This window comes from Streptomyces griseoaurantiacus, from assembly GCF_036189845.1.
GTDB lineage: Bacteria > Actinomycetota > Actinomycetes > Streptomycetales > Streptomycetaceae > Streptomyces > Streptomyces griseoaurantiacus.
Genome location: NZ_CP108326.1, coordinates 3592661 through 3607434, shown reverse-complemented (window position 1 = coordinate 3607434; position 14774 = coordinate 3592661). Strand labels below are relative to the sequence as shown.

The 14774-nt window shown below is 73.9% G+C and carries 13 protein-coding genes and 1 tRNA gene; 10 read left to right on the top strand and 4 right to left on the bottom strand.

The window, feature by feature from the left end; all coding sequences use genetic code 11:
* Nucleotides 1-25: 25 nt before the first annotated feature.
* Entirely contained in the window at nucleotides 26-751 is a 726-nt protein-coding gene (locus tag OHB09_RS16105; protein ID WP_234527606.1) for a hypothetical protein, read from the top strand.
* Nucleotides 752-1221: 470 nt separating this feature from the next.
* Here the strand turns inward: OHB09_RS16105 and OHB09_RS16100 are convergent, their stop codons facing one another.
* From OHB09_RS16100 to OHB09_RS16090, 3 genes are all read right to left on the bottom strand, one after another.
* Nucleotides 1222-2202 carry a DUF5926 family protein gene (locus OHB09_RS16100; protein ID WP_006141375.1) on the bottom strand — a complete coding sequence of 327 codons (981 nt, stop codon included), beginning with the start codon at nucleotides 2200-2202 and terminating at the stop codon, nucleotides 1222-1224.
* Between the two features lie 250 nt (nucleotides 2203-2452).
* A complete protein-coding gene (locus OHB09_RS16095) occupies nucleotides 2453-2977 on the bottom strand; it encodes an ATP-binding protein (RefSeq protein WP_374111865.1) in 525 nt (174 codons plus the stop codon).
* A gap of 227 nt (nucleotides 2978-3204) precedes the next feature.
* Nucleotides 3205-4026 carry a glycerophosphodiester phosphodiesterase gene (locus tag OHB09_RS16090; RefSeq protein WP_093591072.1) on the bottom strand — a complete coding sequence of 274 codons (822 nt, stop codon included), beginning with the start codon at nucleotides 4024-4026 and terminating at the stop codon, nucleotides 3205-3207.
* A gap of 348 nt (nucleotides 4027-4374) precedes the next feature.
* Here OHB09_RS16090 and OHB09_RS16085 point away from each other — a divergent pair, with 348 nt between their 5' ends.
* From OHB09_RS16085 to OHB09_RS16065, 5 genes are all read left to right on the top strand, one after another.
* Complete coding sequence (locus OHB09_RS16085; protein WP_328922150.1) at nucleotides 4375-5895, top strand: S1C family serine protease; 1521 nt, start codon at nucleotides 4375-4377, stop codon at nucleotides 5893-5895.
* An 85-nt stretch (nucleotides 5896-5980) separates the two neighbouring features.
* Nucleotides 5981-6067 (top strand) — tRNA-Ser (locus OHB09_RS16080).
* A gap of 119 nt (nucleotides 6068-6186) precedes the next feature.
* Nucleotides 6187-6597, top strand: coding sequence for a VOC family protein (locus OHB09_RS16075; RefSeq protein ID WP_006141381.1), 411 nt, complete (start codon nucleotides 6187-6189; stop codon nucleotides 6595-6597).
* A 40-nt stretch (nucleotides 6598-6637) separates the two neighbouring features.
* A complete protein-coding gene (locus OHB09_RS16070; protein ID WP_328922149.1) occupies nucleotides 6638-7306 on the top strand; it encodes a histone deacetylase in 669 nt (222 codons plus the stop codon).
* A gap of 154 nt (nucleotides 7307-7460) precedes the next feature.
* Nucleotides 7461-8882 (top strand): chloride channel protein, encoded by a 1422-nt coding sequence (locus OHB09_RS16065; protein ID WP_319352075.1) that lies wholly within the window; start codon nucleotides 7461-7463, stop codon nucleotides 8880-8882.
* Nucleotides 8883-8920: 38 nt separating this feature from the next.
* Here the strand turns inward: OHB09_RS16065 and OHB09_RS16060 are convergent, their stop codons facing one another.
* The gene (locus tag OHB09_RS16060; protein WP_319352074.1) at nucleotides 8921-9937 is read right to left on the bottom strand and encodes a bifunctional DNA primase/polymerase; all 1017 of its coding nucleotides are present in this window, start codon (nucleotides 9935-9937) and stop codon (nucleotides 8921-8923) included.
* 426 nt (nucleotides 9938-10363) lie between these two features.
* Between OHB09_RS16060 and OHB09_RS16055 the strand changes: the two genes are divergently transcribed.
* The 4 genes from OHB09_RS16055 (at nucleotide 10364) to OHB09_RS16040 (ending at nucleotide 14697) form a co-directional block, all read left to right on the top strand.
* A complete protein-coding gene (locus OHB09_RS16055; RefSeq protein WP_006141385.1) occupies nucleotides 10364-10675 on the top strand; it encodes a hypothetical protein in 312 nt (103 codons plus the stop codon).
* A 314-nt stretch (nucleotides 10676-10989) separates the two neighbouring features.
* Nucleotides 10990-11925 carry a DUF1906 domain-containing protein gene (locus tag OHB09_RS16050; protein ID WP_319352073.1) on the top strand — a complete coding sequence of 312 codons (936 nt, stop codon included), beginning with the start codon at nucleotides 10990-10992 and terminating at the stop codon, nucleotides 11923-11925.
* Nucleotides 11926-12134: 209 nt separating this feature from the next.
* A complete protein-coding gene (locus tag OHB09_RS16045; protein WP_093591051.1) occupies nucleotides 12135-12698 on the top strand; it encodes a SigE family RNA polymerase sigma factor in 564 nt (187 codons plus the stop codon).
* A 322-nt stretch (nucleotides 12699-13020) separates the two neighbouring features.
* The gene (locus OHB09_RS16040) at nucleotides 13021-14697 is read left to right on the top strand and encodes a long-chain fatty acid--CoA ligase (protein WP_063822166.1); all 1677 of its coding nucleotides are present in this window, start codon (nucleotides 13021-13023) and stop codon (nucleotides 14695-14697) included.
* Nucleotides 14698-14774 lie beyond the last annotated feature (77 nt).

Genomic DNA, 14774 nt, shown 5'->3' with positions numbered 1-14774 from the left:
GCGCGCGCCCCTTATGTTCGCCCTCATGAAGCGCACTTCCGGGGGACACGGAACGCGTCGGTCCGGGGGACACGAACGGGAACAGGCACCGGCGGGACCACCGGCCGCCGGCGGCCTCCGTGGCCGGCACGGCGCCGAGCGCCCGCCGGGGCTCGATCCCCGGGTCCGGCTGGCCGCACTGGTGGTGGCGCTGGCGGCGGCGGTCCTGCTCCCCCTGGCCGTGGCCGCCGCGGGACCCGTCGGCGGCGACCGCGTCGACGACGGCGACCGTGAACGGGACGGCGGGGCCGCCGCCCCGCACCGGGACGCCAAGGAACCCGCCGCCCCCTCCTCCCGCTCGCCGCACCTGCTGGGCCTCGGACTCGCCACCGCCGCCCGCTGCGGCCCCACGCTCACCTCGCCCGAGGGCGTCGAGGCACAGAGCTGCGTCTTCACCCAGGGCGCCGAGACCTGGGGCCGCGCCTACTACCGCAACACCACCGGGCGGGCGCTGAGCACCGCGCTGAGCCTGCTGAAGCCGGGCGGCGGAGCGGTACGCATCGACTGCGCGATCGGCGCCGAGGACGAGCCGGGCACCTGCGAGACACCCCGGCAGCGCACGGACGGCGAGCCCGGCGGGTACGAGGCGGTCGCGGAGTTCGCACGGGGCGCGGCGGGGGCCGCGGGCGCGGCGGCGGACGCCAAGGACGGGGCGGGGGCCGACGAGGGGCCGCTGCTGCTGCGCGTGGGGAGCGGTTCGGCGCGTTCCTGAGGGCTTCCCCGGCCGTCGCAGGCGCCGTCGGGCGTGGTTCCCGGCCGGGCCGGACGGGGCGCGGCGCGAGTGCGGCGGGCCGCGCACCCCGGAACCGTACCGTCGGGCAACGGCGGGACGGGGCAGGGGAGTTGGCGGAGGGCGCGATTCCGGGGCGGTTCACCGGAGACATGAAAAGACCCGGTTGCTGGCGACGGGGGATGCACCAGCAACCGGGCTATTGGAACCGTAACAAGAGATCGCCGGTTCGCAAATTCGATCTCGCCTATTCGGACACGGATGTGCTTGTCGGAAGCGGCAGTTGTGACGCGAGTCACCTCATGGGGCGGCTGAGTCGACGGCCCGGAAGGCGGGTGCCCGCCCTCGGCGGAGATTTCCCGGCCGCGCACCGCCCACCGTCCGGCAGCGTCCGCCCGGGTGCCGCCCGCGGCGGCCGGGGCGGCACCCTCGAGACGTTCCGTCGTGGCGGATCAGCTCAGTGTGACCTGGCGGTTGGTGAGGCCGCCGCGCGCCCGGCGCTCCTCCGGCGTGAGCGGAGCCGTGGAGGCCAGTGCCTCGGCGAGGTGCTCGGCGAACCCGGCGGCCGGCTTCTCCACGTCCTGCGCCGTCATCGCCGTCGGCAGGTCCCACACCGGCACCACCAGACCGTGCGCCCGGAAGGAGCCCACCAGCCGGGTGTCCTCGCCCAGCCCGGAGCGCCCGGCCGCGTGCAGCCGCGCGAGCGCGTCCAGAAGCTGCTCCTCCGGGTGCGGCATGACCCAGCGCAGGTGGTTCTTCTCCGGCGTGCGGCACCAGTAGGCGGCGTCGACGCCCTCCAGGCGCACCGTCGGGATGGCCGCGGCGTTGGCCCGCTCCAGGGAGGCGGCCACCTCGGGCGAGGCGTTCTCCGCGTCCGGCACCCAGAACTCGAACCCGGTGTGCACCTGGGGGGCGAACGTGGCTTCGGGGTCCAGCACGTCCTGCAGCCGGGGGCCCTCGGCCGGGGCCCGCCGGCTCTGCACCGAGGTGCCGGGCCGCGCCTCCAGCGCGCGGAGCAGGGTGTCGGCGAGGTCGCGGCTGATGTCGCCGGAGGCCGTGTCGTTCTGCAGGCCCAGCAGCACCGAACCGTCCTCGCGGCGCAGCGCGGGCCAGGCCATCGGCAGCACGGTGGCGAGGGTGACCGAGGGGACGCCCTCGGGCAGCCCGTCCTTCAGGGTCAGCTCGGCCGTGGCGGCGGGGACCAGTTCGCGCAGCGCGACCCAGTCGCCCTCGCCCGCCAGCCCTTCGAACGGGCGCCGCACCAGTTCGGTCGCCGCGTGCGCGGCGGCCCGGCCGTGGCAGGCCTTGTAGCGGCGGCCGCTGCCGCAGGGGCAGGGTTCCCGGGCGCCGACGACCGGAATGTCCGCCCCGGTGCTCACCCCGCCGCCGGTCCGGTGCCTGTCGGCCTTCGTCTGGGGTCGCTTCTTGGCCATCGTCGGTGTCTCCCGGTCACGGCTCGTCTGGGTACGGGCGCGAGCCTAGTCGTTCGTCCGGGCGCCGACGGGAACCTGTGGACAACCCGGACGATGCGGACCCGGGGCCGGGGAGGGCGACCGGGTTCGGGCTGCCGGGCGACCGGCTTCGGAGGCTGTCGGGCAGGCGGGAAGGGGGTGGCCGGCTTCCGGGGCCGTCGGGGTTTCGGCACCGGCCGACCACGGCGTACCGCTACGACTACGACTACGGCTACGACGCCCGCGGCACCGAGGGCATCGGGACCCGCGCGGCGAAGTCCTCGCGGCGGCGGGCGGACTCGGCGTCGTCCCGCAGGACGACCCAGACGGTGACCTCGCCGTGCGCGTCGTCCCGTACGCCCCAGTCCTGGGCGAGCGCCGTGATGATGTTCAGCCCGCGTCCGCCACGCGCGGTGACCGACGGTGTGGCGGGAACCGGCCGGGTCGGACCACCGCCGTCCGTCACCTCGACCGTCAGTCGGCCCGAGGGTTCGACGCGCCACGCGGCCCGCACGTCACCGTCCCCGGCGAGGGCGTCGCCGAGGGGTCTGCCGTGCCGACAGGCATTGCTGAGAAGTTCGGAAAGGATCAGTACGGCATCGTCGATGACCGCTTCCGATACGCCGCCGCGGCGCAACTGCGCCCGCATCCGATGCCGTGCCTGCCCCACGCCCGCAGGGCCATGGGGTACGGCCATGCTCGACGACGCGGGCACCTCCTGTGCCACCACCAACGCCACCCCCGAGACCTCCTTCACCCCACGCCACGGAGTGGATGCCCCACCGCAATGGGCCGGAAACCGACCGGCCGACGTGCGACGGGTCACTCTTCGTGGCCGCACACGGACCGAACGCGCCGGAGCACTCCCCGTGAGAGAGGGGGCGCTCGCCGCGCGGGGCCAGGGGTACCGGACGCGGCCGGAAGCCGTCCCCGCCCGGGCCGTCCGGCTCCCGCCCAGGTCACCGGGGTCCGTCGGGGCCGGGATCAGCGGCCCAGCAGTTCCCGCACGGCCCGCGGCCGGTTGGTGATGATGGCGTCGACGCCCAGGTCGACACAGCGGTGGACGTCCTCGGCGGTGTTCACGGTCCACACGTGCACCTGGTGCCCGGCCTCCTTGAGGCGCCGGACGGCCGCCGGGTGATTGCGCACGATCCTGATCGAGGGGCCCGCGATCCGGACCCCCTCGGGCAGCCGCCCGTCCCGCATCCGGGGCGTCACGAACTGGGTGAGGAAGACCGTCGGAAGCGTCGGGGAGGCGGCCCGCACCCGGTGCAGGGACCGCGCCGAGAAGCTCATGACGCGTACCGCGGACTCCTCGGGCGAGACGGGCGCGTCCAGACCGAACCGCTTCAGCAGGAGCAGCAGCCGCTCCTCGACCTGCCCGGCCCAGCGGGTCGGGTGCTTGGTCTCCACGGCGAGCTCCACCCGGCGGCCGGCGTCCGCGACCAGTTCGAGGAGCCGCTCCAGGGTGAGGACGGAGGTGTCCCCCCGGTCCTCCGGCCGGTGCTCCCAGTCGGGCGCCTCGTCGGGCGCCTCGTCGTGGTGGTGCCAGGAGCCGAAGTCCAGGGCGGCCAGCTCGGCGAGCTCCAGGGCGGAGACGGCACCGCGCCCGTTGGACGTACGGTTGACGCGGCGGTCGTGGACGCAGACGAGATGGCCGTCGGCGGTCAGCCGTACGTCGCACTCGAGGGCGTCGGCTCCGTCCTCGATCGCTTTGCGGTAGGCCGCGAGAGTGTGTTCCGGTGCCTCCTCGGAGGCTCCGCGGTGGGCGACGACCTGGATCGGATGCTGGCGTGCGTGGGTCACCGCGTCATGGTGCCACCGGTGCGGGGTAGGCGGGGGACCGTGCGGCCCACGCGGACGGTGCGTGACCGGAGCGCGGAAGTGCGCGCGGCGGAGTGCGTGGCGGAGTGCGTGGCGGAACGCGCGGACGTCACGGGGCCGGGAGTCCGTTTGGTCACACTGGTCTTATATAAGGTTTGGTCGTGGGCGAGACCCACAGGGACCGCTTATGGTGCCCTGACGGTCCATGGGAAAAGCTGACGGCATACACGAGCACATGCACAGCTGCATCGCGCCGGACCGTTCGGCGAGCGCGGGACGCGTGGCCGAAGTGCGACCGAGAACAACAGCCGTGGATCGAGGAGAGAAGCTGTGAGCACCGAGAACGAGGGCACCACGGTACCCCCGGCCCCGTCAGCACCTCCCGTGCCGGTGGACGCTCCCGCAGCCTCCGGTCCGGGCACCCCGCCCGGGCCGACGCCTTCCGCTCAGGGCCCCGGGGAACCCTCGCAGGCTCCCGGACAGCCGGCCGCCGCGCCCGACCGCCCCGCCGACCCCTACGGGCAGGCACCCGCGGCTCCCGGGCCGCAATACTTCGGTGAGCAGCCGCGGCCCCAGGGACCGGCCTACGGGAACCCCGACCAGCCCACCACCACGTCCCCGGTCGACGCCGGCTGGCCGCCCCCGCCCCCCGGCACGCCGGGACACGGCGGCGACGGAGGCCAGGGCGGCGGCTGGGGCTCCGGCTACCAGCCGGCGCCGAAGCCGAAGTCCGGCCGCGGTGGCCTGGTCGCCGCGGTTCTCGTCGCCGCGCTGGTCGCGGGCGGGCTCGGCGGCGGCCTCGGCTACACGCTCGCCAAGGACAACGACTCCTCCGGCTCCACCACCGTCTCGGCCTCGCAGAGCGGCGGCGACGTCAAGCGCGCCGCCGGCTCGGTGGCCGGGGTGGCCGCCCGCGCGCTGCCCAGCACGGTCACCATCGAGGCCGAGGGCAGCAACGGCGAGGGCGGCACCGGTACGGGCTTCGTCTTCGACAAGGAAGGCCACATCGTCACCAACAACCACGTGGTGGCGGAGGCGGTCGAGGGCGGCAAGCTGTCGGCGACCTTCCCCGACGGCAAGAAGTACGAAGCCGAGGTCGTCGGCCACGCGCAGGGTTACGACGTCGCCGTCATCAAGCTCAAGAACGCCCCGTCCAACCTCAGGCCGCTCGCGCTGGGCGACTCCGACAAGGTCGCGATCGGCGACTCGACCATCGCCATCGGCGCGCCCTTCGGCCTGTCGAACACGGTGACGACGGGCATCATCAGCGCCAAGAACCGCCCGGTGGCCTCGAGCGACGGCCAGTCGGGCAGCAGCACCTCGTACATGAGCGCGCTGCAGACGGACGCGTCGATCAACCCGGGCAACTCCGGCGGCCCGCTGCTGGACGCGCAGGGCGCGGTCATCGGCATCAACTCCGCGATCCAGTCCTCGAGCAACGGCGGTCTGGGCGGCGGCTCGGGCCAGGCCGGCTCGATCGGCCTCGGCTTCGCCATCCCCATCAACCAGGCGAAGTACGTCGCCCAGGAGCTGATCAGGACCGGCAAGCCGGTCTACCCGGTGATCGGCGCCTCGGTCTCCCTGGAGGACGGCACGGGCGGCGCGAAGATCACCGCCCAGGGCGTCAACGGCTCGGACGCGGTCACCTCGGGAGGCCCGGCGGACAAGGCGGGCCTCAAGTCCGGCGACGTCATCACCAAGCTCGACGACCGGGTGATCGACAGCGGCCCCACCCTGATCGGCGAGATCTGGACCCACCGCCCCGGCGACAAGGTCGACCTGACCTACAAGCGCGACGGCAAGACCCACACGGTCGACCTCACCCTGGGCAAGCGGGTCGGCGACAGCTGACCCCGCCCCCGCCCACGGCACCCGGACGCGCCCGAGGGCGGGCCGGTAACCTGTACCCGCGCTGTCGCCCTCGCGGCAGCGCGGAGGAGGCGTGCCCGAGCGGCCGAAGGGAACGGTCTTGAAAACCGTCGTCGTGGCAACACGACCGTGGGTTCAAATCCCACCGCCTCCGCGCGAGAAGCAGTGACAACGGCCCCTGACCGAAAGACCGGTCAGGGGCCGTCGTGCCGGGCGGAGCGCGGACGCTGCTGATTCGTGGCTCCCCCCGGCCCCGTGTGCCAGGATCGCGGGATGCTGCGACTCACCGATTTCATCATCGACTGCCCGGACACGATGAAACTGGCGGCCTTCTATGCGGAGGTGACGGGCCGTCCGGTCAAGGAAGGCAGCTCCGAGGACTGGGCCGGCATCCGGTTCGGCGAGATCGAGCTGGCCTTCATCCGGGTGGAGGACCACCGTGCTCCGCAGTGGCCCGACAGCGAGCACCCCAAGCAGTTCCATCTGGACTTCGAAGTGGACGACATCGAGTCCGAGCAGCGCCGCGTCCTCGACCTCGGCGCGACGCTGAGGCAGGACTTCATCGGGCCCGAGGGCTACGGCTGGAGGATCTACACCGACCCGGCCGGCCACCCCTTCTGCCTGTGCCACAACAAGGGCGTCGTCTGGACCGACGAGGGGCCGGTCTGGCCCGAGCGCGGCTGAGCCGCCCCGTGCGCGCGGTCATCGGTCCGGAGCGTCCAGCGTGAAAGCCGTGCCGGAGATCGACCCGGGGCTGCCGGACGATCTTCGTCCCGGGCTCGTCTGGTACACGTCGTACGGCTCCAACACGCACCTGGGCCGTCTCGGGTGCTACATCCGCGGCGGTCGTCCGGACGGAGGGGCGAGGGTCTACCCGGGGTGTCGGGACACGCGGATGCCGGTCCGTCTGATCCCGGTCGAGTTGGCCGGCGCCGTGTACTTTGTGACCGAGTCGCCCGTGTGGGGCGGTGGGCGGGCGTTCTACGACCCCCGGGCCGAAGGGCGCGTGCCGGCGCGGGCGCATCTGGTCACCGCGGGGCAGTTCGCGGACATCGCGGCTCAGGAGATGTACCGGGAGCCGGGCACGGAGCTGGATCTCACCACCGTGCTGACGCGGGGTACGGCGACCCTGGGGGACGGACGCTACGAGACGCTGGTCTGCGCCGGTCAGGTGGACGGGGTGCCGGTGCTGACCTTCACCGCGCCCTGGGGGATGGGGGACGTCCCCTGGAATCCGCCCTCGGCCGCGTACGTGCGCCATGTGGCGGCGGGGCTGCTGTCGGCGGGCGCGTGGGACGTGCGGACGGTCGCCTCGTACGTGGCCGGCTGCCCGGGCGCGGCCGGCCACTGGTCGCGGGAGACCGTCGTGGACCTGCTGCGCGACGGGCGGTGAGCCCCGAGGCTCCCCGCGGCCGTTCCCCCTCGCTCGGCAGCCGCTCGCATGCGGGGTTCCCGGGCGGGTGCTGCAATGGCGGGTGGGAGGTGGCGCAGGCGGGTACGGGCCCCTGAGCACGGCACTTTCCCGGCCGAGACGGAGGAAACGTGTCGTGACGCCGCCGGACCAGCCAGGGGCCTCCGCCGCCCCCACCGAGCCGGAGGAGGCCGACCGGCTGCGCACGCTGCTGAATTCCCGCCCTTACCGGAAGGCGCTGGTGTTCTCGGCGCTCCTCGGCATCCCGGTCTCGCTGGTCGCCTTCCTCTTCCTCGCCGCGCTCCACGAGCTGGAGCACCTGCTCTGGGTCTCGCTGCCGTCCGGGCTGGGTCTGAGCACCGCTCCCTGGTGGTGGCCGCTGCCGCTGCTGACGCTCGCCGGTCTCGCCGTGGGCCTGGTCGTCACGCGTCTGCCGGGTGGCGGCGGGCACGTTCCCGCCGGGGGCCTGCACGCCGGGGGGATGGCGCCGGCCGCCCTGCCCGGGGTGATCCTCGCCGCCCTCGCCAGTCTTCCGCTCGGTGCCACCCTCGGACCCGAGGCCCCGCTGATCGCGCTCGGCGGCGGCCTCGCGCTGTGGTTCAGGAACCTCGCCCGGGCACCGGACACCCCGCAGAGCACGGCGCTGCTCGGCGCGGCAGGGGCCGCCGCCGCGCTGTCCGCGATCTTCGGGAACCCGCTGGTGGGCGGCATCCTGCTGATCGAGACGGCCGGGGTGGGCGGGCCCCAGCTGTTCGCGGTCATGCTGCCCGCGCTGCTGGCCAGCGGCATCGGAGCCCTGGTGTTCACGGGGTGCGGCCGCTGGACCGGTATCGACACCGGAAGCCTCTCGGTGCGGCTCGGCGCCCCCACCCCGCACCTCGACATCGGGGACGTGATCTGGGCGGTGGTGCTGGGCGTCGTGATCGCCGCCGCCGTCCACCTGGCGCTGTCCGGCGGCCGCCGCACAGCGGCGTCGATCATGGGCCGGCCGGTCCTCCGCACGGGGCTGTGCGCCCTCGCCGCCGGAGTGTGTGCCGCCGTGTACGCCCTGGCCACGGACCGGTCGCCGGCCGACGTGGCCTCCTCGGGGCAGAGCACCCTCGCCCACCTGGCCGCGCACCCGCACGCCTGGGGTGTGGGCGCCCTGGTCGGCGTGCTGCTGTGCAAGGGCGTGGCCTACGCGCTGTGCCTGGGCGGTCTGCGCGGCGGCCCCGTCTTCCCCGCCCTCTTCCTCGGCGCCGCCGTGGGTGTACTGCTCGCCCCGCTGCCCGGCCTCGGTGTCGTGCCCGGGCTGGCCGTGGGCATGGCGGCCGCGTCGACGGCCGCGCTGCGACTGCCGGTCAGCTGCGTGGTGCTGGTCGTGCTGGTGCTCGGCGGCGCCGAGATGATCCCGGTGGTGATCCTCGCCGCGGTCGTCGCCTTCATCACGGCCGAACTGCTGCCGCCCGGACGCCTGCCCCTGCCCCCGTCACCGACCGCGGCCGGGAGCGGGAGCGGGAGCGGGAGCGGCCAGGGCCCCGGCGGGACGACGGGCCGCAGCCCCCGGGCCCCTAGGTGACGAGCGGGACGGTACGGGCGGACGGTGAGCGGGAGGCCCTAGGTGGGGCGGCGCGGTGTCATCCGGGCCGCCGAGGCGACGGTGGAACGGGCCTCACGGAGCGGGAGGCCGGTGTGGACGGCGGCGTCGATCAGGGCGGCGGTCAGGGTGGGGCCCAGGCCGTTCTCGTAGGCGCGGCAGGCGGCCCAGAAGAGGCGCGTGTTGCGCTGGCCGGTGTGGGCGCTGAGGACGAACTGGATCAGGCCGTCGCCCTGGTGGGCGCGGGCGAGGGCGTCGTCCGGATGTGAGCCGGTGCGGCTTCCGGCGCCGTGTCCGGGCTCCCGCCCGGTGCCGGCCGCCGTGCCCCGGAGGCCCACGCGGGCGTGGCGCGGCGGTGGCAGCAGCAGGCGCAGCAGAGGGGTCGGGCAGGGGGCGGGCGACAGGTGGGCCGCGCCCGGTGCCGTCTGGTAGACGCCGTGGTCGGTGCGGGAGCCGGGGCCGACGAGGTAGCCGCCGGCGCCCCGGATGTCGATGCCGGGGGCCAGCCGGCTCGCGGAGTTGGGCACCACGACGTCCGGCGGTCCGGTGAGCCACAGGTGGCGGCCGCCGCTCGGGGTGACGACCACGACCGTCGGCGGGATGGTGAACAGGTGGCGCAGTGCCAGTTCGCGCAGGGCGGTGGTGGAGTCGGTGCCGGACTTGGTGTCCAGGTCGACGCCGATCAGATGGTGCGGGGGCAGCCCGCAGGCGATGCCGTAGCCGGTGGCCCAAGGGGCGGCGGCGAACAGTTCTCGGATGCGCCGGGGGTCGGTGGAGGCGTCGTGGACGCCGTGGCCGAAGCGGCCGCACTCGCCGTGGCAGGGCGGGCCGACCGGCCCTCCGGAAGCGGCGCGGTCGGGGCGGTCGGCCCGATCGGGGCGGTCGCGGTGGGTGGCGAGGTCGGGGCGGTCGCGGTGCGGGGAGCGCAGGGCCGGCAGCTTCGTGCGCGACAGCGGGATCACCGCGAGGCCGCGCTCGGCGGCGGACAGGGCGTGGGCCAGGGCCAGGGTGGTGGCCTGCCGGTCGATGGTGGCCATGCGTCGATTTTCGTACATGCGTTCGAGAAAGGGAAGGGGGTTTTCGGGCGGGCGGGCGGTCCGTGCGGCCATTCGAGGGATGTGGCGTCATGCGCCGACGTCCGGGGGTGTACTCCGCCGGCCTCGCGGGCGGAACCTTTCGCCGCTTGCCGGGCCTGGCCGGGAGGGGGGAGCGGGGCCTCTCCCTCGCGGGTGCGTCACGCGGAGAGGGCCGGCGAAAAGGTCGTGAAGGGGGTTTATCGACTTGTCCTCACGCTTCAGGGGGAATCGCCCCTTCCGGGGTGGTTGGCTCGGGTCCGGTCGGGCAGCTTGGAGGCGCGACGTCGTGCAGCACTCCAGGGCGGTCGGCCAACTGCCCTGAGAACAGCCGTACTTCACGTGCGTCCGGCCTTCGCCGGTGCGTACTCCCGCTTCTGGAGGAAGAACATGGCAAGCATCCGTACCGCCCGCGTCCTCGCCGCCGTCGCGGCCCTGCCGCTGGCCGCCGCCCTCTTCACGGGCGTCGCCACCGCGGACAACGGCGCCGCCGCGGACGACGGGGCGAACGCGGCCGTGGCGACCGTCAGCGGCAGCGGGACCGGCCTCGACAACCACGGCAACTCGGCGACGACACAGCAGCAGGCGCTCGGCGCCGGTGCCAGCAATCAGAGCAATACCGCCCAGGTGAACGGGTCCGCGTTCACGACCGTCAACCAGGGCAACGAGAACGTGACCGTCCACTTCACCCGTCTGTGGTGAGCGCCGCGGGGCCGACGGTCGCCGGCCGGCCCCGAGCGCCTGTACGGGGTGCGCTTCATGGGTTGTGACACGTCCGCGCGGCGGTGCCTCCGGTACCGCCGCGCAGGCGTGTCCGCCCTTCCGGCGGGCATCCGGCCGACGCGCGGGCCGGGTCCCCACATCGGGGGCGATTTGACGGCGGACGGCTGAACGCCGGGTGTGGCGGACCGTGCCGGGGGCGGGCAGGAACGTTCACTCGGGCCATGCGTGAACGAGGGTGTGGTGGCTGGGGACGCGGTCGGGGCCCGAGGCGGGGGTGGGTGCCCCGAGGGGCCGTGGCGCGCGGGACGCGGGGAAGGGCGCGGGCGGGACGGCGGAGCGGGTGGACGGCGCTCGTCGGGATCTGCGTCGTCTGGACACTGCTGTGCGGGGCCGGGGTGCCGGCCGCCCCCGACCGCACCGTCCCCGCCCGGAGCACCTCCGATTCCGCCCGCAGCGCCCTCGCCCGGACCGCCCCCGACTCCGCCCGCAGCGCCCCCGCCCGCACCACCCCCGACCCCACCGTCACCTTCCGGGGCTGGGCCATGGACACCTGCGGCGCGCCCTCCACCGGCACACTCACCCGGTGGCGCACCTCCCGCTACCGCGCCCTCGGCATCTACTTCGGCGGCCGGGGCCGCGCCTGCCCCCAGCCCCGGCTCACCCCCGGCTGGGTGCGCGCCGTGGACCGCATGGGCTGGCGCCTGCTGCCGGTGTACGCCGGCTCGCAGGCACCCTGCGTGGGCGGCGGCGTCAAACCGCGTGTGTCGATCGGGAAGCATCCCGCGCGGCAGGGCGCGCGCGAGGGCCGGGACGCCGTGCGCCGGGCGCACGCCCTCGGCCTGCTCACCGGCAGCGCGCTCTACCTGGACGTCGAGTCGTACGACCGCCGCAACACGTCCTGCGCCCGGCGGGTGCTCTCCTTCGTCCGCGCCTGGGACCGCGAGGTGGGCACCAGTGGGTATCTGCCGGGTTTCTACAGCAGTGCCGACACGGGCGTACGGCACATCGAGGGCGCCCGCCGCGCGGGGGTCGACAACCTGCCCGCCGTGATGTGGTTCGCCCGCTGGCGCGGCACTCCCCGGCTGTACGGGGAACCGGCACTGCGGCGGAGCGCGTGGCAGGGGCGGCGCATCCACCAGTACGCGGGGAACGTCCGCGAGCGGCACGGCGGCCGGAGCCTGCTCATCGACCGCAACCTCGTCGACGCCCCGGTGGCCCGGATCGGCTGACCCGACCGCCCCTGGTCCTTTCTCAGGAGCCCGTAGTCCGTTCCCACCGCCCTGTGGTCGTTTCTCAGGGGGTCTACCCTCAGTACCCGCAGTAGCCCTCCTCCACCTTCAGGAGGTGGGGCCCTCCCCCCTCCTACAACCTGAGGGGGACACGGCTTCGGGACCTGCGGCCGATCCGCCGGAGTGGGCCCCGCTCCTAGCGTTGAGCCATGACCACACTCGTCTGCACCAGCGCCTCGGCCGCCGCGACGCCGGCCCGGCAGACCTTGCCGCAGCCGTCGTACCCGTCGTTCTCGGCGTACGTGGCGGCCCGCCAGCCGCTGCTGCTGCGCACCGCCCGGTCGCTCACCGCGAACCCGAGCGACGCGGAGGACCTGCTGCAGACGGCACTGGCCAAGACGTACGTCGCGTGGGAGCGCATCCAGGACCACCGGGCGCTGGACGGGTACGTCCGCCGGGCGCTGGTCAACACGCGCACCTCCCAATGGCGCAAGCGGAAGGTCGACGAGTTCGCCTGCGAGGAGCTGCCGGAGCCCGAGATGACGCCGGCCACGGACCCGGCCGAGCAGCAGGCGCTGCACGACGCGATGTGGCGGGCGATCCTGAAGCTCCCGGCGCGGCAGCGGGCGATGGTCGTCCTCAGGTATTACGAGGACCTGAGCGAGGCCCAGACGGCGGAGGTGCTCGGCGTCTCCATCGGCACGGTGAAGTCGGCGGTCTCACGTGCCCTCGGCAAGCTCCGAGAGGACCCGGAGCTGAGCCCGGTCCGCTAGCGTCCGCCACGGCCCGGCGGGGCCCGTCCCTCCGGGACCACGCCCGCACGCGCTCCCCGGCCTCTCCTGCCCGGGGCCTGCTCCCCGGTGTCTCCTGCCCCGGGTCTGTTCTCCGGCCTCTCCTCCCCTGCCTCTCCTCCCCGGTGTCCGCTCCCCGGTGTCGGCTCCCACATCGGCTTCCGGTCGTCCGCGACTTCTGGCGCGACTTCTGAGCTGCTCTGATCGATCATTACTGCCGCTAGTGACATACCAAGCGGTATGTGAGCAGAATCAGGCCAACCCCTACCGCCGCGCACTCCTCGCGCGGCCATCCGCGTAGGCAATGTCGCCGCCCCGGGAGGACGCCGTGCTGAGCACGATGCAGGACGTACCGCTGCTGATCTCGAGGATCCTGACACACGGGTCGACGATCCACGGCTCCTCCCAGGTGATCACCTGGACGGGCGAGGCGGAACCGCACCGGCGGTCGTTCGCCGAGATCGGCACCCGCTCCGCCCAGCTCGCCCACGCGCTCACCGAGGACCTCGGCGTCCGCGAGGACGACCGCGTCGCCACGCTCGCCTGGAACAACGCGGAGCACGTCGAGGCCTACTTCGCCGTTCCGTCCATGGGCGCCGTGCTGCACACGCTCAACCTGCGGCTGCCCGCCGAGCAACTCGCCTGGATCGTCAACCACGCCGCCGACCGCGTCGTCATCGCCAACGGCTCCCTGATCCCGCTGCTCGCCCCCCTCCTCCCGCACCTCCCGACCGTCGAGCATGTCGTCGTCACCGGCCCCGGCGACCGGACGCCGCTGGAAGGCGTGCGGCCCCGCGTACACGAGTACGAGGAGCTGATCGCCGGGAAGCCGACCGCGTACGACTGGCCCGAGCTGGACGAACGCCGGGCGGCCGCCATGTGCTACACCTCCGGCACCACCGGCGACCCCAAGGGCGTCGTCTACTCGCACCGCTCGGTCTATCTGCACTCCATGCAGGTGAACATGACGGAATCGATGGGACTCACCGACCAGGACACCTCCCTCGTCGTCGTCCCCCAGTTCCACGTGAACGCGTGGGGGCTGCCGCACGCCACGTTCATGACCGGCGTCAACATGCTGATGCCGGACCGGTTCCTGCAGCCCGCCCCCCTGGCCGAGATGATCGAGGCCGAGCGCCCGACCCATGCGGCCGCCGTCCCCACCATCTGGCAGGGCCTGCTCGCCGAGCTGACCGCGCGCCCCCGGGACGTCTCCTCGCTCCACCAGGTGACCATCGGCGGCGCGGCCTGTCCGCCCTCCCTCATGGAGGCTTTCGACGCCCTCGGCATGCGGGTCTGCCACGCCTGGGGCATGACCGAGACGTCCCCGCTCGGCACGGTGGCCCGGCCGCCCGCCCACGCCGTCGGCACCGAGGAGGAGTTCGCCTACCGGCTCACCCAGGGCCGCTTCCCCACCGGCGTCGAGGCCCGGCTGACCGGCCCCGGCGGCGAGCGGCTGCCCTGGGACGGTCAGTCCGCCGGCGAGCTGGAGGTGCGGGGCGCGTGGATCGCGGGCGCGTACTACAACGGCGTGGACGCCGAGCCGCTGCGCCCCGCCGACAAGTTCAGCGAGGACGGCTGGCTGAAGACCGGTGACGTCGGCACCATCAGCCCCGACGGCTTCCTCACCCTCACCGACCGCGCCAAGGACGTCATCAAGTCCGGCGGCGAGTGGATCTCCTCCGTCGATCTGGAGAACGCGCTGATGTCCCACCCGGACGTCGCCGAAGCCGCCGTGGTCGCGGTCCCGGACGACAAGTGGGGCGAACGCCCACTCGCCACGGTCGTCCTCAAGGAGGGCGCCACCGCCGACTTCAAGACCCTGCGCTCTTTCCTCGCGGGGGAGGGGATCGCCAAGTGGCAGCTCCCGGAACGCTGGACGATCATCGAGTCGGTCCCGAAGACCAGCGTCGGCAAGTTCGACAAGAAGGTACTGCGACGGCAGTACGCGGAGGGGAAGCTGGACGTGCAGCAGCTCTGACCGTCTGAGCGGTGCGGGCGCGTGAGGGTGTCGGTCGGGCGGTGTTTCACGTGAAACAACACCCGACCGACCAGACC

What these genes read in the sequence shown, in the direction of transcription:
- OHB09_RS16105 (WP_234527606.1), top strand. Translation starts at nt 26, where the DNA reads ATGAAGCGCACTTCCGGGGGACACGGAACGCGTCGGTCCGGGGGACAC.
- OHB09_RS16100 (WP_006141375.1), bottom strand. Translation starts at nt 2,202, where the DNA reads ATGGCCAAGAAGCGACCCCAGACGAAGGCCGACAGGCACCGGACCGGC.
- OHB09_RS16075 (WP_006141381.1), top strand. Translation starts at nt 6,187, where the DNA reads ATGCTGCGACTCACCGATTTCATCATCGACTGCCCGGACACGATGAAA.
- OHB09_RS16060 (WP_319352074.1), bottom strand. Translation starts at nt 9,937, where the DNA reads ATGGCCACCATCGACCGGCAGGCCACCACCCTGGCCCTGGCCCACGCC.
- OHB09_RS16055 (WP_006141385.1), top strand. Translation starts at nt 10,364, where the DNA reads ATGGCAAGCATCCGTACCGCCCGCGTCCTCGCCGCCGTCGCGGCCCTG.
- OHB09_RS16045 (WP_093591051.1), top strand. Translation starts at nt 12,135, where the DNA reads ATGACCACACTCGTCTGCACCAGCGCCTCGGCCGCCGCGACGCCGGCC.
- OHB09_RS16040 (WP_063822166.1), top strand. Translation starts at nt 13,021, where the DNA reads ATGTCGCCGCCCCGGGAGGACGCCGTGCTGAGCACGATGCAGGACGTA.